Source organism: Dietzia alimentaria 72, assembly GCF_000226215.1.
Classification (GTDB): domain Bacteria; phylum Actinomycetota; class Actinomycetes; order Mycobacteriales; family Mycobacteriaceae; genus Dietzia; species Dietzia alimentaria.
Genome location: NZ_AGFF01000026.1, coordinates 25,089 through 43,195, shown reverse-complemented (window position 1 = coordinate 43,195; position 18,107 = coordinate 25,089). Strand labels below are relative to the sequence as shown.

The following is an 18,107-nucleotide window of genomic DNA, read 5'->3' as shown; positions in this document are numbered from 1 at the left end:
CCGGTAGGCGGCGGGCCGCCGCGCGGCAGGCGGACGGCGGGCCGCATCGCCGTAGACGGGTGTGGGGCTGGTCAGCCCTCGAGCTGCTCGCCGATCTCCATCCACCGCTCCTCGAGCGTGTCCTTCTCCGCGACGAGGGTTTTGAGTTCGCGGTCGAGATCGGCCAGCTTGACTGTGTCGAGGGCCTCGCCCGCGGAGGCGGCCATGGCGTCATGCAAATCTGCTTCGCGTTTGTCGAGCGTCCGCATCTGACGCTCGATTCTGTTCATCTCCTTCTGCAGATCGCGCTGCTCGCCCGAGCTGAGGCCGCCGCCCGCACCCCCGGAACTGGAGCCGCCGCCCGCACCCCCGGAGCCGCTCACGGAACCCGTGCCGCCCGCCGTGCCCGAGTCGCCCCCGGAGCCGGTCGGCGCGGACCTCGACACCTTTCCCGAGTCGCCCGCGTCGCCGGCAGCACGCCGACGCTCGAGGTACTCGTCGATGCCCCGCGGAAGGTTGGTGAGACCGCCATCGCCGAACAGTGCCCACACCGAGTCACAGATGCGCTCGATCAGATAGCGGTCGTGAGAGATCACGACCATCGTGCCGGGCCAGCCGTCGAGCAGATCCTCCAGTTGGCGAAGGGTGTCGATGTCGAGGTCGTTGGTGGGCTCGTCGAGCAGCAGCACATTCGGCTCCGCCATGAGGACACGCGTGAGCTGCAGTCGCCGCCGCTCGCCACCGGACAGGTCGCCGACGGGCGTGCGTTGGCGGGCCGGAGAGAAGCCCAGCCGCTCGGCGAGCTGCGATGCAGTGAGTTCATCGCTGCCAAAGGCGACGCGGGTGGCAACGTCCTCGATCGCCTCGAGCACGCGCTGGTTCAGTGGCAGGTCGTCGAGTTCCTGACGCAGCCATCCGATGCGGACGGTCTTGCCCTCCTTGCGCCGACCGGCCGCGAGCGGCGCCTCCCCTGCCAGAGCTCTCAGCAGGGTGGTCTTGCCGGAGCCATTGACGCCCACCAACCCGATGCGCTCGCCGGGCGCCAGTCGCCAGGTGAGGTCCTCGACCAGCGTGCGGCCATCGGGGGCGTCCAACTGCACGTCCTCCAGCTCCACCACGACCTTGCCCAGCCGACGTGCGGCGAAACTCGACAATTGTAGTGAATCGCGGGGCGGTGGCACATCCTTGATCAGCGCCTCGGCCGCCTCGATGCGGTATCGCGGCTTGGAGGTACGAGCGGGGGCGCCGCGACGCAGCCACGCCAGCTCCTTGCGCGCGAGGTTCTGCCGACGTGACTCGGTGGTCGCGGCCTGGCGATCGCGTTCCGCGCGCGCGAACACCCAGTCGTTGTAGCCGCCCTCGTACTGCTCCACGCGGCCGTCGACGACCTCCCAGGTGCGGGTGGCCACCGTGTCGAGAAACCACCGGTCGTGGGTGACGACGACGAGAGCGCTCTGACGCCGGACCAGGTGATCGGCGAGCCACTGGACCCCCTCCACGTCGAGATGGTTGGTCGGCTCGTCCAGTACGAGCAGGTCCAGGTCCTGCACCAGAGCTGCGGCCAACGAGACCCGCCGCCGCTCGCCGCCGGACAGATCCTGCACGGGCGTGTCCAGGCCGAGGTCGTGGATGCCGATTCCGTCGAGCACGTTTCGGATGCGGGCGTCTCCCGCCCACTCGTGGGTGTCCATGCCCAGGCCGCCGATCACGGCCTCGCCCACGGTATCGGCGGCGATCTCGGTCCGCTGGGTGACCACGGCCAGCCGCAGTCCGCCCACCCGGGAGACCCGCCCCGTGTCCGGCTCAGCGACGCCGGTGAGGATCTCCAGCAGGGTGGTCTTGCCGCCCCCGTTGAGACCGACCACACCGATGCGGTCCCCGGCGTTAACGCCCAGGGAGACGTTGTCGAGCACCTGTCGGATGCCGAACGACACCGACCCCTGCTCGAGGTTGATGAGATTGGTGGGGGCCATTGTTACTCCGTGGTCTGTCGCGGGGAGTCGAGGATATGTGCACCGGCGACCGGGCCGCGGGTGATGCGCACCTCGCGTGCCACGCCGGCTTCGCTGAGTTCCGCGGCCACGCTGATCGCGTGATCGCGGTCGTGGCAGAAGAACAGGCAGGTGGGGCCGGAGCCGGAGACCATGCCGTACAGGGCTCCGGCCTCCTCGCCCGCGCGCAGTGTGCGGCGCAGCCCGGGCATCAGCGACAGGGCCGCCGGCTCCATGTCATTGATCAGCAGGTCGGCCACGGCTTCGGGGTTATCCCAGGCCAGCGCCGACACGAGCGAGTCGGTGCTGCCCGCACTCGGCAGGTCCGTCCGCTCGGCGCGCAGCCGGTCGAGTTCGGCGAATACCGCCGGGGTGGACAGTCCGCCGTCGGCCAACGCCACCACGATGTGCTGCTCGGCTCTCGCGTGCAACAGGGTGGCGAGCTTCTCGCCGCGGCCGGTGCCCATGGCGGTGCCGCCGCGGAGACAGAACGGGACATCACTGCCCAGGCGCGCGGCCCTCTCCTCCAGTGCGACCCGGCCGAGTCCCAGTCCGAGGAGTCGGTCCGTGGCCAGTAGGGCGGCCGCGGCATCCGCACTGCCGCCGGCCATCCCGCCGGCCACGGGGACGCCCTTGTGTATCCGGATGGCGATCCGGGCGTCCGACCCGGCCTCGTCGCGCAGCAGATCGACCGCCCGGGCAGCGAGATTGGTCCGGTCCGTCGGCACCTGCGGGGCGCCCGGGCCGGTGACGGCGATCTCGTCGTCGTCGTCGTCGGAACCGCCGTCCACCACGGTCACGGTGACCTCTTCCCACAGGTCCACCGCCCGGTAGACGGTGAGCAGGTCGTGGAAGCCGTCGGCGCGGAGGTCGCCGATGCCCAGGTGGAGGTTGATCTTGGCGGGGGCGACGGCCGTCACGGCGCGCGCGCCGCCGGGGAGAGCGTCGCGGGGCATGCCGACCAGCCTACGGCTCGCCGCGGCGGGTCCCGATTCCGAGCCGCTGCGCAGCCCCCGCGATCCGCACATAGTCCGCGGTGGTGAGCTGCTCTCCGCGCGCCTTGGGGTCCACGTCGGCGGCGACGAGTGCTTCCTCGGCCCGGGCACCGGAGCCTGCCCAGCCGGAGAGCGCTGCGCGCATGGTCTTGCGGCGCTGGGCGAACGCTGCGTCCGCCACGGCGAACACGCGGCGGCGGTGCTCGGCGCTCAGGTCCCAAGGAGCTTCGGGGTAGGCGTCGATCCGCACGAGACCGGACTCGACGTTGGGTACTGGCCAGAAGACGTTTCGGCCCACCACGCCGGCGCGGCGGACGGTCCCGTAGAAGCCTGCCTTGACGCTCGGCACGCCGTAGACGCGGGAGCCGGGGGCGGCGGCCAGCCGGTCGGCCACCTCGAGCTGCACCATCACCAGCGCCGTGCGCAGGGTGGGCACCTCGGCCATCAGGTGCAGTAGCACCGGCACCGAGACGTTGTAGGGCAGATTGGCCACGAGCGCGGTGGGCGCGGGCGTGCCCAGGTCGGCGGCGGTCACCGTGAGCGCGTCGGCGCCCACGACGGTCAGCGCGTCGGCCAGCGACGGGGCCTGCTCGGCGATCGTTCGCGGTAGCCGGGCGGCCAGAACGGGGTCGATCTCCACCGCCACCACCCGGCCGGCAGCGTCGAGCAGCGGCAGGGTCAATGAGCCCAACCCGGGGCCCACCTCGACGACAGTGTCCTCGCGCCCGACGCCGGAGGCGGTGACGATCTTGCGGACGGTGTTGGCGTCGTGGACGAAGTTCTGCCCGAGTGACTTGGTGGGCTTGATGCCCAACTCCTCGGCCAGCGCGCGCACCTCCTGCGGGCCGAGCAGATCGGCCTGGCCCCGGAAGTGCTCCCGGATCCCGCCCCCACCAGCCTGGGAGCCGGGATCCACGATGCTCAGCGCAGCCCCAGCTTCGCGGTGCAGGCCGGCCAGGCGCCCCAGCCCTGCGAGGCCTGGATCTTCTCGGCGATCGCTATCTGCTGCTCACGGGTGGCCTGCGCCGCCGTGGGCGCGTACTGCCCACCGCCGTGGCCGATCCAGGTCTGCGGGTGGAACTGCAGGCCGCCGGAATAGCCGTTACCGGTACTGATGGACCAGTCGCCGCCGGATTCGCACTGGGCGATGGAATCCCAGATGCCACCGCGGGAGGAGGTGGGGGCCTCGGGGGCCTCGGGCTTGGCCTTGGTACCCACGCTCACCACGGCCGGGCGGGCTTCGTTGCGGACCTTCTGGGCGCCACGTTCGCGCTCGGTCTCCCGGCCGTTGACACGGGTGACCTTGTAGGTGACCTCGCGTTCGCCGGGGGTGCCGGGCTCCACGACGGTGCGCTCGCCCTGCAGGGCCTCCGGATCCTCGACGGTATTCTCGGGGACCTCGAACGGCTCCACGACGGTCTCGTCTGCGGTGCTCACGCGGGTCACGATGACCTGGGTGTCGGGGCCGATCGGGGTCTCGGGCGCGGGCTCCACCACGTCGAGTGGTCCGAGTTTGACGCCGAGCCGGTCGAGGAATGTGCCCACGGTGCCGCCGGGCGCACTGAACGGGGTGTGCGGGCCGCCGTGATCGGAGAGCAGCGCCCGGCGCGGTGTCACCACGGAGACGGTGGCGCCGTCGACCGGCACGTCTGCGTCGATGCGTGGGGTGACGTAGCTGCGCGGGGGGACGTCCTCGCGCTCGGTGATCAGGTCGGCCACGGTGGTGGCGGTGGTCCACACCTGCTCGCTGCGGCCGTCGATCTCCATGGTGACGGGCCGAGCGCGACGCAGGGTGATGGTGTCGCCGTCGTCGATCCGGTCGCCCGGCGCGATCACCACGTCACGGTCGTCCACGGAGTAGCCGGCCTCTTCGAGCGCGGTGGTGACGTCGGACGAGAAGGTGACCAGTTCGACGGCCGCGCCGTCTACCTGAAGGGTGTAGCTCGTGCGCTGTTCGAGAACGGCCACACCGCCTACGACGAGGGTGGTGAGCATGCCGGCCACGGACAGCCGCAGCATGGTGGAGCGGGACTCGTGGATCCGCTTGACCGGCGAGAGCAGGCCCTTGGGCCCGGCGGGGCGGGCGCCCTCGGGTGCGTTGGTCCGTATGTCGTCAACCACTGGTGAATTCTCTCCTCGCATCGCCCGCGGAGAGCCCGTCCGGGCATCCGCGTTTCATCACAATAGCGTAACGACTAGGTCCCGCCGGAGCAATGTGACCCCCGTGACATGCGACGACGACAACGCCTGCAGGTCACGATTCGTTACATTAGCCACTCGGCACACACTCGCACCTTTAACCACATAGGCCTCAGCCGGGACGGGCCGCCCGTCAAAGGGTAATGCCGAAGACCGCTCGGGACGTGTCCGCGAGCTCGGCCACGAGTTCCTCGGGCGTCTGCCCACGGACCTCGGCGACCCGGCGTGCCGTATAGCCCACCAGGCCCGGCTCGTTGCGGGCACCGCGGAACGGCTCGGGGGTCATGTAGGGCGCGTCTGTCTCGATCAGCAGCTGACCCGCGGGGGCCAGGCGCGCCGCCTCGCGAAGGTGGTCGTTGGCCTTGAAGGTCACGTTCCCGGCGAAGGACAGCACGTAACCGCGATCCAGGGCCTCCTCCGCCACCTCGAGCGGCGAAGAGAAGCAGTGGAGCATCACGTGCGGAATCCCCGAGTCCGGCCCGGCCACCTCGGCGAGCACGCGAAGCAGGTCTTCGTCCGCCTCACGGTTGTGGATCATCAGGCACTTGCCCACCTCGGCGGCGAGCCCGGCGTGCCAGCGAAGGGACTCCTCCTGCTCGGCGGGGTCGGCGCAGTCGTCCATACTGCCCACCCAGTAGTGGTCCAGGCCGGTCTCCCCCACAGCCACCACGCGCGGGTGGGCGGCCAGCTCGGCCAGCCGCGAGCGGACAGCGGCGCCGCCCTCGGGATCGATGGCCTCGCGTGCTCGCGTCGGGTGCACTGCCACGGCGGCGTACACCCGCTCGTCGGCCTCCGCCGCGGCCACCACGGCCTCGGATTCGGCCAGGTCGTCGCCGACGGTCACCATCGCGGCCACGCCGGCCAGGGCAGCCCGGTCAGCGGCCGCGCGCACCTCGTCCGCCGTGCGATGTCCGCAGGAGTAGAGGTGCGTGTGGGCGTCGACGAGCCCGGGCAGCGGCTCGGGCAGGACGGGGGTCGGACGGGATTTGCGCTTACCCATACGTCGCGTCAGTTCCCATCCCCGCCGGCGGGCTGTTGGATCGGCGCCCACGCCGGGCCGGTCTCGGCGAGCTCGGGGTCGACCTTGGCGAACAGCGGGGTCGGCTTGGCCAGCGGCGTGCCGGGGGTGATGTCGGTGCGCGCCCACCGGGCCTGCTCGGAGGCGTAGTCGCCCATGATCACCGGGTACTGATGTCCGGTCGGAGGGACGCCCACGCCGGCCACGTCGACGGGCATGTCGTCCACCACCTCGTGGATCTGGGGGGCCGCGGCCCAGACGCCCGCCCCGCCGAGGGCGCCGTGGATCTGCTGCGCCGCGGAGGGCATGAATGGTGTGAGCAGGGTGTTGGCGTCGGAGACCACCTGCAGTGCCGTATGCAGAACGGTTCCCAAGCGCTCGCGCTGTTCGGGCTCCTTAGCGAGTTTCCACGGCTCGGTGGCCGCGATATACCGGTTGGCGGCACCCACGATGCGCATGGCCTCGGTCACGCCCGCCTTGAAGCGGGACTGATCGAGATGTCCACCGACGGTGTCGAACGCGGCGCGGGCTTCGCGCAGCAGTTCGGCGTCGACGTCGCTCAGGGTTCCCGGCCGCGGGATTTCACCGAAGTTCTTGTGCGCCATCGACACGGTGCGGTTCACGAGATTGCCCCAGCCACCCACGAGCTCGGCGTTGGTACGGCGCACGAACTCGTCCCAGGTGAAGTCGGTGTCCTGGTTCTCCGGGCCGGCCACGGAGATGAAATAGCGCAGGGCGTCGGGGCCGAACTCGGCCAGGAAGTCGCGGACGTAGATCACCACACCGCGGGAGGAGGAGAACTTGGAGCCCGACATGGTGAGGAACTCCGAGGAGACCACCTCGGTGGGCAGGTTCAGCGCCCCGAGCGCGCCCGGCTCTCCCCCGCGTGCGCCCCGGCCGTCGTAGCCGATGAGCTCGGCCGGCCAGATCTGCGAGTGGAAGGTGATGTTGTCCTTGCCCATGAAGTAATGGGAGACGGCCTCGGGGTCAGTCCACCAGCGCCGCCACGCCTCAGGCTCACCGGTGCGCCACGCCCACTCGATGGACGCCGACAGGTAGCCCACCACGGCGTCGAACCACACGTAGAGCTTTTTGTCGCCGCGGTCGGCCCAACCGTCAATCGGGATGGGGATGCCCCAGTCGATGTCGCGGCTCATGGCCCGGGGGCGGAGGTCCTCCAACAGGTTGAGCGAGAACTTGAGCACGTTGGGACGCCAGTCCTTGCGCCCCTTGAGCCAGTCGCCCAGGGAATCGGCCAGCGCCGGCAGGTCGAGGAACCAGTGCTCGGTCTCGATGAATTTCGGCGTCTCGCCGTTGATCTTGGAGACCGGGTTCTTCAAATCAGCCGGGTCGAGCTGGTTGCCACAGTTGTCACATTGGTCGCCGCGGGCTCCGTCGTAGCCACAGATGGGGCAGGTGCCCTCGATATAGCGGTCCGGCAGGGTGCGGCCCGTGGACGGGCTGACCGCGCCGGTGGTGGTCTTGGCCACCATGTAGCCGTTGCGATGCAAGCCCTTGAACAGCTCCTGCACCACCGAGTAATGGTTCCGGGTCGTGGTGCGGGTGAACAGGTCGTAGCTCAGGCCCAGGCCGGCGAGGTCGTCCACGATCACCCGGTTATATCGGTCCGCGAGCTCCTGGACGGGCACGCCCTCCTTCTCGGCCTGGACGAGCAGAGGGGTGCCGTGCTCGTCTGTGCCGGAGACCATCAGGACGTCGTTGCCCGCCATTCGCTGATAACGAGAGAAGACGTCTGAGGGCACCCCGAATCCGGAGACGTGTCCGATGTGCCGGGGGCCATTCGCGTACGGCCATGCGACCGCGGTGAGGACTGTCTTCGCCATGGGTTACAGACTAGTGGTCGTGACCGCGGCCGCCGTGCCGGGCGTACCCGGCGCACACCCGGTCCTGGCTGCTAGGCCTGCTCGGCTGCCGGATCCTTGGAAAGTGACTTGTGAATGGATACGCACAGCGCGATCAGCACCAGGACGAACGGCGAGGCCGCGATGATCGTCATGTTCTGCAGACTGGACAGCGCGTTACCGTCGCCGTCTCCCGCGACCAACATGATGATCGCCACCGCCGCGGTGAACGTACCCATGAGCATGACCAGCCACCGCTTGGGGTGCTCGACCCCGTACTGCGCCATCCCACCCATCACGATCGACGCGGAATCCGCCGAGGTGATGAAGAAGATCGCGATGAGTGCCATCGCGATCACCATGAGCACCGGCGCCAGCGGCAACTCGCGCAGGAGGTTGAACAGCTGGGGCTCCAGGCTGCCGTCGCCGTAGACGCTGCGCCCGGCGTCCTCGAGGAACAGGGCGAAACCACCGAAGATCGAGAACCACACCACGGACAGGGTGCTGGGGACCAGGACCACGCCGACAATGAACTGGCGGACGGTCCGACCCCGGCTGATGCGGGCCAGAAACATGCCCACGAACGGCGACCAGGAGATCCACCAGGCCCAGTAGAAAACGGTCCATCCGGACAGCCACTCGGCCGCCTCACCGTTCTCGCTGACCGCGGTGCGGGAGGCCATCGCGAAGAACTCCGCGAAGTAGCTGCCGACCGTGGTGGGGATGATGTCGAGGATAAAGAACAGGGCACCGGAGAACAGGGCTACGAACAGCGCCAGGACCCCGGCGAGCACCAGGTTGATGTTCGACAGCAGCTGCACGCCCTTGCTGATGCCGGATGCGGCGGAGGCGAGGAACACCATGCCGAGGACCACGATCACGCCCACCACGAGCGCGATGCCGCCGCCGTCGACCGCACCGGTCTCGTTCAGGCCGGCACGGATCTGCAGCGCGCCGATTCCCAGCGAGGCGGCGGTGCCGAAGATGGTCGCAATCACCGTCGCGATGTCGAGGACCGTCCCGATCCACCCCTTGGCACGCTTCTCGCCGATCAGCGGGACGAACGCCTGGGAGATAAGGTGGCCGCGGTTGTAGCGATAGGCGGCCAGCGCCAGTGCGAGTCCGACGATCGCATACATCGACCACGGGTGCAGGGTCCAGTGGAACGCGGTGGTGGCCATGGCCACTTCGTACTGCTGCTCCATCCCCGGAGGCGGATCCTGGAAATGCGTCAGCGGCTCAGAGACGCCGTAGAACATCAGGCCGATACCCATGCCGGCGGCGAACATCATGGCGATCCAGGACCGGGTCGAGTATTCGGGCTTCTCGTCATCCCCACCCAGTCGGATTCCGCCGAACCTGGAGAATGCCAGATATATCGCGTACACCACGACGGTGGTGGAGACGAGGATGAACAGCCAACCGACCGTGTCCACCACTGCGGAGAACGCACGACCGGCGGCGTTCTCGAACGACAAGGTGTAGAAGGAACCCCAGATCAGCACGATCAAAGCGATCACGGTGGTAGGGATCAGAACCTTGAGGTTGACTCCTGGCTGGGGGCCTGGGTCACCCGGCGCCTGATCGTCGACCAACTTTTCTTCTGAGGTTGCCATGCGTCGAACTTTGTCAATAATGGTGCCCCAACGCAAGATAGCGCCCACCTCGCGAGCACCGGTTCCTCTCACGCGAGGCCCTGGGTGGCACCATCGGGCGGTGCCTGAATTCACCGTCCCCACCGCGGCACTGCTGCGGGCACTGCGCGCGCGGTCGCTGGACTTGGGGATCGCGCCCCCGGCGGCATTCCTCGGCGACTGGCGGGGCTCCGGGGCGGTGATCGTCCCGTCCGTGGACCTCGCGCCCACCCGTCCCGACCGGGTCTTCACGTGTGTGGACGAGGTCGTCGTCGTGGGGTTCCGGTCGTTCCCCGACGTGATCCCGGGCGCTGCCCCGCCTCTCCCCGAGGCGGTGCGCGGCGAGGCGCTCGGCTACCTGGTATCGGCTGCGGACGGGGCCTGGCAGCGGTTCGGCGACGCCCCGGACCCCCGCGCGGTGCTGCGACGATACGGTCCGGGAACCGGCAGCAGCACCCACACCGATGAGGACGACGACGACAAGGCCCCCGGCGTCACGTGGTCAGCCCCGGACAGGGCCGCCCATCAGCGTGCCGTGGCGGCCTGCCTCGAAGCGATCCGCGACGGCGAGGTCTACCAGGCCTGTCTGAGCACGCGGTTCGATGGCCGTCTCCACACCGGCGCCCTGGAGACCTTCCTCGTGCTCGCACGTCAGGCACCCACCGCACGGGCCGCCTATCTGGAGGGTGACTGGGGGGCGGTGCTGGCCTTCTCCCCGGAGGAATTCCTCATCCGCACCGGGGAGAATGTCCGCACCAGCCCGATCAAGGGCACCATCCCCGTCCATCGTGACCCCGACGACCTGCTCGCCTCCGCCAAGGACGTCGCAGAGAACATCATGATCGTCGACCTCGCCCGCAACGACCTCGGACGCGTGGCCGAAGTCGGCTCCGTGACCGTCTCCGACCTGCTCGCGGTCCGTCCCGCACCCGGCGTCCACCACCTCGTCTCCACCGTCACGGCCCGGACCGCCGTCGGCAACGACCACCTGGTGGAGGCGACCTTCCCCCCGGCCTCCGTGACCGGCACGCCGAAGCACCGGGCACGGCAACTGATCAATGGTTGGGAACCTCGGACGCGCGGCCTACATTGCGGCACCTACGGATTCGCGACACCCGACGGGCTCGATCTCGCCGTGGCCATCCGCACCCTTGAGGTGACCCCCGACGGCCGCTGCGAGCTCGGGGTGGGCGGCGGCATCACCATCGATTCCGAACCCGACGTCGAATGGGACGAATGCCTGCACAAGGCGGCCTTCACATGGGGAGGCGGGCCGCCGCCCTGGTGACCCGGGCCGGCATTCCGGCGAGCGCGTCCGCGTTACCCGGTCTCCGCGCGGGAGTCATCCGCGCGGAAGTCGAGAACGGCCTGGTACAGATCCCGTTTGGTCAGCGTCGAGCCCTCGGCCACCGCCGCACACGCGTCCTTGAGCCGCTCCCCCTGCTCGACCCGCTCCTCCACGATCTCCACCAGATCCTCGGTCGTGGCTGCAGATCCCGCACTGTCGGCGCCCTCGAGCACCACCACGATCTCGCCCAGCACGCCAGCGGCCGTTCGCTCGGCCAGCTCCGCCAGGGATCCCCGCAGGACCTCCTCGTAGGTCTTGGTCAGCTCGCGGCACACCGCGGCCCGCCGATCCGCACCCAACACCTGCGCCGCCTCGGCCAGCGTGTCCGCGAGACGATGCGGCGACTCGAAGAACACGCACGTGCGCTCTTCGGTGGCCAGTCGCGCCAGCCATGTGCGACGCCGACCCGCGCGGCGCGGCGGGAACCCGTCGAAGCAGAAACGGTCCACCGGCAGTCCGCTCAGCACGAGCGCGGTGGTCACGGCAGACGGTCCCGGGAGACAGGTCACCGGCAACCCGGCCTCGATGCACGCCACCACCAGCGAATAGCCCGGGTCCGACACCGCCGGCATCCCGGCATCGGTCACCACGGCCACCACATCCCCGGCTCGGACCCGCTCGACCAGCTGCGGGACGCGCCCGGCTTCGTTGTGTTCGTAGAAGCTCATCACGCGGCCGCGGATCGTCACGTCCAGCGCGGTGGCCAGACCGCGCAGTCGGCGGGTGTCCTCCGCGGCCACCACGTCGGCGGTCTCGAGAACATCACGCAGCCGGGCCGAGGCGTCGCCCGGATTCCCGATGGGGGTGGCCGCCAACACGACACGTCCGGACGTCATGCCGCCCACCTTAACCCCGGGGGCCGCGGGGGCCCCACTATGCTCGTCCCGTGACCTCGACCCTCGGCGTGCGTTCTCCGGGCCGCCCGCTCCCCTCCCCCGACGCCGGGCCGGTCGACACACCCCGCGACCTGATCGTCACCGGCGTCATTCTGGTACTGGCTTTTATCTCTCGGTTCTGGGGGTTGGCCTCGGCCACGGACAAGGGCACGCCGGTCTTCGACGAGAAGCACTACGCGCCGCAGTCGTTCAACATCACGCAGCTGGGCATCGAGGAAAATCCCGCCTACGGGCTCGTGGTCCACCCACCGGTGGCCAAGCAGATCGAGTCGATCGGCGGCTTCCTGTTCGGCTACACCCCGCTGGGCTGGCGCTTCACCGCCGCGATCGCCGGGGTCCTGGTGGTGCTCATGGTCATGAGGATCACCCGGCGGCTCACCCGGTCCACCCAGCTCGGGTTCGTGGCCGGACTACTGCTCTGCCTGGACGGTGTCACATTTGTCACCTCCCGCATCGGCATGCTGGACATCTACCAGGTGCTCTTCGTCCTGGCAGCCGCCGGGGCATTGTTGGTGGACCGTGACCGGATGCGTGCCCGGATGCACCGCGCGGCTGTGCAGGGCCGCGTACAGCTCTCCGATTTCGGGCCCCGTCTGGGCTTTCGCTGGTGGCGCTTCAGCGCCGGTGTCATGTTGGGCCTGGCGCTGGGCGTCAAGTGGTCGGGCCTGTACTTCATCGCGGCCTTCGGGCTCATGACCGTGGCCTGGGACTGGGCGCTGCGCAGCCGCTACGGGGTACGTCGCCCACTGGCCGGCGCCCTGCTCCGCGATGCCGTGCCCGCGTTCCTCACCCTGGTGATCTGGCCCGCCCTCCTCCACCTGTTCTCCTGGCTACCGTGGTTCGCGGACGAGAACTCCGTGTACCGCCACGCGGTCGGAGCGAAGGTCGACGACAACTGGTTGCCTGACGTCATCCAGTCGTGGCTCTATTACCAGTCCTCCGTCCTGGACTTCCACTCCTCGCTCACCACGTCGGCGGGCAACCGGCACCCGTGGGAGTCCAAGCCGTGGACGTGGCCCATGAGCCTGCGCCCTATGCTCTACTACGTCGAGCAGGGCGAGGGCGTGTCCGGCTGCGGCGAGGACTCGTGCGTACGCGCGATCATGCTCCTGGGCACCCCGGCCATCTGGTGGCTGGCGATCCCCGTCCTGGCGTGGGCGTTCTGGCGCGCTGTCGTCTGCCGTGACGGCCGATACGCGTTTCCCCTGGTGGGGTATGCGGCCGGCTACCTACCCTGGTTCTTGCAGCACGACCGTCAGATGTACTTTTTCTACGCCGCCGTCATGGTGCCGTTCTTCGTGATGATGCTCGCCCTGGTGCTCGGAGAAATCGCCGGCAAGGCCACCGACCCGCCCAGACGACAGTGGATCGGTCGCGGGATCGTCTGCCTGTATCTGGCGCTGGTCGCAGTGAACTTCATCTATATGTTGCCCATCCTGTCCGGCATGCCCATCACCCAGTCCGCATGGGGCCAGCAACTCTGGCTGCCGTCCTGGCGCTGACACGCCATCGAGACGTCCCGGGATCGTCCCTGAACGCGCACTGAACCCACGGTGGTGTCGCCGACTGGTCGGCATCAGTACGGTCGTGTGACGTGAACGAGCTATCCCTTCCCTTCCCTGACCTCGGCATGTCCCCCGCCACTCAGGCGTGGCTGGTCGAGAAACCCGTCATGATCGCCGTCTACCTGGTGCTGGCACTGGTGATCCGCTGGGCCCTGCACCGGGGAATCGACAGCCTCACCTCGTCGTCGAAGAATGGCACCGGCGCCCTCCGGTGGCCGCGCCTGCGAACGCGGGTCGACACCGACGCGACCGCCGATGCCTCGTCCACCAGGGGGCTCCGCGCCGATGACCGCGACGACGACGTCACCGCCGACGAGAGTGGCGGTCTGACCGCCGCGAGCCTGAAGAATGCCAACCGTCGACGCACCGCCGAGAGCGCCCGGAACGAGCGCAGGCGCATCGAGCGGCGGGCACAACGGATGGCCACCATCGGCTCCGTGCTCAAGTCACTGGTGTCCTTTATCGTGCTCGTCTGGGTGGCGCTGCAGACGTTGGCCATCATCGGGGTCAACGTGGCGCCTTTCATCGCCTCGGCCGGCATCGTCGGCGTGGCGCTCGGCTTCGGCGCCCAGACCCTCGTGCGCGACTTCCTGTCCGGCCTGTTCATGCTGTTCGAGGATCAGTACGGCGTGGGCGACTGGGTCGACCTTGGCGAGGCCGAGGGGACTGTCGAGCACGTCGGGCTCCGCATCACGTCCCTGCGCGATCTGCACGGCACGCTCTGGTACTGCCGCAACGGCGACATCCAACGCGTCGGAAACTACAGCCAGGACTTCGGAGTGGCCTTTCTCGAGATCCCCGTCTCCTACAGCGCGGACGTGGACCGGGCGTGCGCCGTGGCCATCGAGACGGCCAAGCAGGCGGCCGGGCAGGAGCCGATCCGGTCCCACATCATCTCCGGCCCGGAACTGCAGGGCGTCAACGAGTTGGGTGCGGACTCCTGGTCGCTGCGGATGACCGCCGTGACCCACGCCAATATGCAGTGGGCCACGGAGCGGGAGTTGCGCCGGCGCATCCGCAATGCCTTTGACGCGGCCGGGATCGCCGCCCCGTACCCCGAGGGACTGCCCGTCACGCCGATGCGGGCGATGTCGGTCGAGTGAGCGGCGGCTCCGTCAGCCGCCCAGGACCCTGTCCACGCTGAACCGCCCGGCACCGACCGCCGCGATGAGCAGGGCTCCCACTCCCAGTGCCACGACGAGTTCCCACCCGTTCTGCGTGACGAAGGGCCCGTTGGTGGCGTGAACGAAGTAGAGCGCGCCGGCCATGTCCACGCCCAGCAGGATGCCAGCCAGGGGTGTGAGGATCCCGGCGATGAGCGCGATCCCCGCGATCAGCTCCACGCCCGCCACGATTGCGGCGGTGATGTGCGGCTGGGGGACGCCGTAGGAGGCGAACTGCTCGCCCACCCGGCTCAGGCCCAGCGTGAAGAACTTCTGCCAGCCGTGGGCCGCGAACACGACTCCGATCCCGACCCTGGCAAGGAGGATCGCGGCGTCGCTGAGGGTCTCCATCCCCCTCACGGAAGGATCCCCTGACCGGCCTTGTTGATCTTCCGGCCGATGGCCTTCATCGCAAGGCCGTAGAGCGGCGGCGCAAACTTCTGCGCCGTGAACGCCAGCCGGATATCCGGTGAGGTGTAGACGATATAGCGTCCCTTTCGAACGCCCTCGAGGATCGACTCCGCCGCCTGGTCCGGCGTCACCGCGTGGCGCTGAAACTGTGCAGCGGTCCGGGCCACCTCGGGGTTCGAGCGGTCCACCCCGGCGATCTCGATGCTGCCCACCAGTGGGGTGTCGACGGCTCCGGGGCACACCAGGTGAACTCCGATGTCATATGGGGCCAGGTCGAAGCGTAGGACCTCGGCGATCCCGCGGATACCGAACTTGGCGGCGCTGTACGCAGCGTGCCAGGGCAGTCCCAGCAGACCGGCGGCCGAGGACACCATCACGAGGGCGGCGGGTTTGCGGGCGGTCATCATCGCGGGGATGAACGCCTCGATCACATGAATTGTGCCCATGAGGTTCACCTCGACCATGGACCGCCACACTCGGTGTTCCAACAGATCAGGTCGGCCCCATGCGGAATTCCCGGCCACGTGGAAGATGGCGTCCGGCGTGCCATGGTCCGCGAGAACGCGTTGTCCGAACGCGGTGACGGCGTCGTGGTCGGTGAGGTCGAGCGTCTCGGTCGTCAGTATCGCGGCGCCCTTGGCCCGACATTCCTGAGCAGAGGAGTCGAGACCGTCCGCGTTGAGGTCGGTCAGCACCAGCCGTGCGCCCTCATCAGCGAGCCGCACCGCCGTGGACCGTCCGATACCGCTGGCGGCACCTGTCACCACACAGGTCCTGCCCCGATAGTCCTTGATCCGTCGCCTCGACATCTGCTCCCCTACTCCGGGCCCGGGTCGTTCGCGGCGGGCCACCTGATGTCATCACCGTAGCGGCCCGCAGGGGCCCCTGAGGCGCCGCGGGTGGGGCGCGTCCGCTCTATACGGGCGACGTGAGACTGGTCGGCTGGAGCGTGTCGTGGCCGCCACGCGCAGGGATCGGTGGGACGTACTCACGGAGCACGCATCGGCTGCCGCTGAAGATGGTGGCCATGCACCGGTTGCAGTGCACGCACAGCGAACGCCGGCGGTCGTCCTCCTTGAGCTTGTTGGGCAGGTCCGGCTCGCGCAGGAGCCCGCGACCCATGGCCACGAACTCGAACCCCGAGTTCATCGCCTTGTCGATGGACGGCCGGTCGACGATGCCTCCGAGCAGCATCATCGGGAGACTGACTGCCTCGCGGATCTGCCGGGCGTCGTCGAGCATGTAGGCATCGGTGTACGGGTATTCCTTGAACATCCTGGGCCCGACTATCTTCATGCCCATCTTGATGACCGGCGGCTGGGTGGCGGCGAACTCCTCCAGCGGCGCGTCACCCTTGAACAGGTAAATCGGGTTCAGCAGAGAGCTGCCCACGGTCATGACCAGTGCGTCCGCGGAACCGTCCTCCTCGATCCACTTGGCCACCTGCACGGCCTCGTCGATCCAGAAACCGCCGGGGACGCCGTCATCCATGTTGAGCTTGATGGTCACGGCGATCTTGTCGCCCATCTCGTCGCGGATGGCGCGGCCGATGCGGCGGGCAAAGCGGGCGCGGTTCTCGAGCGAGCCGCCGTAGGAGTCCTTGCGCTTGTTGAGCTTGGGGCTCAAAAATTCGCTGACCAGGTAGTTGTGCCCGAAGTGGACCTCGATAGCGTCGAATCCGGCTGCGTGGGCGCCCTTCGCCGCGCGGACGTGGTCGGCGACGATCCGGTCGATGTCGGCCTCTGTGCACGCCTTGGTCAGCGACATCCCCGTGGGAGCGGGGATCCGGGACGGGCCCATCGCGGGCATTCCGTTGGACGAGGAGTTGGCCACGGCGCCGGCATGGCCGACCTGCGCCGAGACCGCCGCGCCCTCGGCGTGGACGGCGTCGGTGAGCTTGCGCAGCATTCCGCCGTCGTCCATGCCCCAGTGGTACTGATGCTTGTCGGTGCGGCCCTCGGGAGAAGTAGCGAGGTAGGCGACGGTCGTCATACCCACGCCGCCTTGACGATGCGGTTCCGCAGCGTGACGTTGCCGATCTTTCCGGGGCTGAATACGTCGGGGACCGGCGTACCGGGAGCAAGACTCATGTGCGGAACTATAACCTGTTCCACCCAGCCTGTCCGGTGCCTGGCCAGCAGTTTTACCACGCCGGTAGCGCACGCCAGGTGACGCCGGCGGCCTCGATGCCCGCTACCTGCAAACCATAGGTACACCTAACCCGGACGCGTCACCCGCTCAGTGCGCCGCGCCGATTTCGACGAGCAGCACGCCACCGGCGATCAGCGCTATGCCCGCGGCCATCATCGGCGTCAGGGGTTCACGAAAGATTAGTCGACTGAACACGGCGGCCAGGGCGACACCGGCGGCCGTCCAGATGCCGTAGGCCACCCCGAGTGGAGTCCCGGCGGCCAGGGTGAGGGACAGGAAAACGAACGCCAGGAGGTAGCCGGGGGCCACGACGGCGTACCACCGCCGATCGTCCACCGCGGTGCGTAGGGAGAGGGTCGCCGCGAGCTCGCACAGAATCGCGACGGCGAGGTACGCCCACGCCATCATTCGACCTCCACCGCCTGTGCGCGTGCGCGCTGGGATCCCATCTCGACGCACAGAACGCCGGCGATGATCACCGCGATCCCGACGGCCATCAGTGGGGTCAGCGACTCGTCAAAGATCAACGCCGACAGAACAGCGGTGAGAGCAACACCCGTGGCTCCCCAGATGCCGTAGGCGACCCCGAGCGGCAGTCCGGCCCCCAGCGTCAGTGCAAGGAACGCGAACGCGCCCAGATATCCCAGCGCCACCACTGCGTAGAGGGCGGGCACATCCAGGGCTCCTTTCAGCGACAGTGATCCGGCCACCTCCAGGACGATCGCCGCCACGAGGAAAAGCCAGGCCGAACGGCCGGCTCCCCCGCTCGAGCTGTGGCCGTCATCGGTCGAGACGTCCTCCATCGAACGAACCCCCTACGACGACCTCGTCGCCCACGACCTGCCAAACGAGAAGTGTCCCGGACCATCGCTGAACGATTGTCCGGGACACCTGA

General features: G+C 68.8%; 16 protein-coding genes. 3 read left to right on the top strand and 13 right to left on the bottom strand.

Annotated elements, in window-relative coordinates; genetic code table 11:
- Positions 1-71: 71 nt before the first annotated feature.
- The 7 genes from ON04_RS14350 to ON04_RS14320 all read right to left on the bottom strand — a co-directional run bounded on the left by ON04_RS14350 (position 72) and on the right by ON04_RS14320 (position 9,660).
- Complete coding sequence (locus ON04_RS14350) at positions 72-1,952, bottom strand: ABC-F family ATP-binding cassette domain-containing protein (protein ID WP_010542331.1); 1,881 nt, start codon at positions 1,950-1,952, stop codon at positions 72-74.
- Between the two features lie 2 nt (positions 1,953-1,954).
- Positions 1,955-2,926, bottom strand: coding sequence for a 4-(cytidine 5'-diphospho)-2-C-methyl-D-erythritol kinase (locus ON04_RS14345; RefSeq protein ID WP_033444354.1), 972 nt, complete (start codon positions 2,924-2,926; stop codon positions 1,955-1,957).
- Between the two features lie 10 nt (positions 2,927-2,936).
- On the bottom strand, positions 2,937-3,848 hold the full coding sequence (rsmA, locus tag ON04_RS14340) for a 16S rRNA (adenine(1518)-N(6)/adenine(1519)-N(6))-dimethyltransferase RsmA (protein ID WP_029458517.1): 912 nt from the start codon (positions 3,846-3,848) through the stop codon (positions 2,937-2,939).
- Positions 3,849-3,886: 38 nt separating this feature from the next.
- Positions 3,887-5,086 carry a resuscitation-promoting factor gene (locus ON04_RS17235; RefSeq protein WP_010542328.1) on the bottom strand — a complete coding sequence of 400 codons (1,200 nt, stop codon included), beginning with the start codon at positions 5,084-5,086 and terminating at the stop codon, positions 3,887-3,889.
- A gap of 211 nt (positions 5,087-5,297) precedes the next feature.
- Positions 5,298-6,164, bottom strand: coding sequence for a TatD family hydrolase (locus tag ON04_RS14330; RefSeq protein WP_010542327.1), 867 nt, complete (start codon positions 6,162-6,164; stop codon positions 5,298-5,300).
- Positions 6,165-6,172: 8 nt separating this feature from the next.
- Positions 6,173-8,026 (bottom strand): methionine--tRNA ligase, encoded by a 1,854-nt coding sequence (gene metG / locus ON04_RS14325; protein WP_010542326.1) that lies wholly within the window; start codon positions 8,024-8,026, stop codon positions 6,173-6,175.
- 71 nt (positions 8,027-8,097) lie between these two features.
- Positions 8,098-9,660 carry a BCCT family transporter gene (locus ON04_RS14320; RefSeq protein ID WP_010542325.1) on the bottom strand — a complete coding sequence of 521 codons (1,563 nt, stop codon included), beginning with the start codon at positions 9,658-9,660 and terminating at the stop codon, positions 8,098-8,100.
- Between the two features lie 100 nt (positions 9,661-9,760).
- Between ON04_RS14320 and ON04_RS14315 the strand changes: the two genes are divergently transcribed.
- Complete coding sequence (locus tag ON04_RS14315) at positions 9,761-10,966, top strand: aminodeoxychorismate synthase component I (RefSeq protein WP_010542324.1); 1,206 nt, start codon at positions 9,761-9,763, stop codon at positions 10,964-10,966.
- Between the two features lie 32 nt (positions 10,967-10,998).
- Here the strand turns inward: ON04_RS14315 and rsmI are convergent, their stop codons facing one another.
- Positions 10,999-11,862, bottom strand: coding sequence for a 16S rRNA (cytidine(1402)-2'-O)-methyltransferase (gene rsmI, locus ON04_RS14310; protein WP_010542323.1), 864 nt, complete (start codon positions 11,860-11,862; stop codon positions 10,999-11,001).
- 50 nt (positions 11,863-11,912) lie between these two features.
- On the opposite strand from rsmI, the gene ON04_RS14305 reads away from it, so the two are divergent.
- Together ON04_RS14305 and ON04_RS14300 are read left to right on the top strand one after the other, a co-directional pair.
- On the top strand, positions 11,913-13,424 hold the full coding sequence (locus ON04_RS14305) for a dolichyl-phosphate-mannose--protein mannosyltransferase (protein WP_010542322.1): 1,512 nt from the start codon (positions 11,913-11,915) through the stop codon (positions 13,422-13,424).
- 128 nt (positions 13,425-13,552) lie between these two features.
- The gene (locus ON04_RS14300) at positions 13,553-14,590 is read left to right on the top strand and encodes a mechanosensitive ion channel family protein (RefSeq protein ID WP_050815376.1); all 1,038 of its coding nucleotides are present in this window, start codon (positions 13,553-13,555) and stop codon (positions 14,588-14,590) included.
- A gap of 12 nt (positions 14,591-14,602) precedes the next feature.
- Here the strand turns inward: ON04_RS14300 and ON04_RS14295 are convergent, their stop codons facing one another.
- From ON04_RS14295 to ON04_RS14275, 5 genes are all read right to left on the bottom strand, one after another.
- On the bottom strand, positions 14,603-15,001 hold the full coding sequence (locus ON04_RS14295; RefSeq protein WP_010542320.1) for a DoxX family protein: 399 nt from the start codon (positions 14,999-15,001) through the stop codon (positions 14,603-14,605).
- Positions 15,002-15,006: 5 nt separating this feature from the next.
- Positions 15,007-15,870, bottom strand: a complete 864-nt coding sequence (locus tag ON04_RS14290; RefSeq protein WP_010542319.1) for an SDR family oxidoreductase — start codon at positions 15,868-15,870, stop codon at positions 15,007-15,009.
- Between the two features lie 106 nt (positions 15,871-15,976).
- The gene (locus ON04_RS15795; RefSeq protein ID WP_420795353.1) at positions 15,977-17,224 is read right to left on the bottom strand and encodes an NADH:flavin oxidoreductase; all 1,248 of its coding nucleotides are present in this window, start codon (positions 17,222-17,224) and stop codon (positions 15,977-15,979) included.
- A 75-nt stretch (positions 17,225-17,299) separates the two neighbouring features.
- Positions 17,300-17,617, bottom strand: coding sequence for a DMT family transporter (locus tag ON04_RS14280; RefSeq protein WP_010542316.1), 318 nt, complete (start codon positions 17,615-17,617; stop codon positions 17,300-17,302).
- Entirely contained in the window at positions 17,617-18,015 is a 399-nt protein-coding gene (locus ON04_RS14275) for a DMT family transporter (RefSeq protein WP_010542315.1), read from the bottom strand. Before ON04_RS14275 ends, ON04_RS14280 begins: the two co-directional genes overlap by 1 nt.
- Between the last annotated feature and the right edge of the window lie 92 nt (positions 18,016-18,107).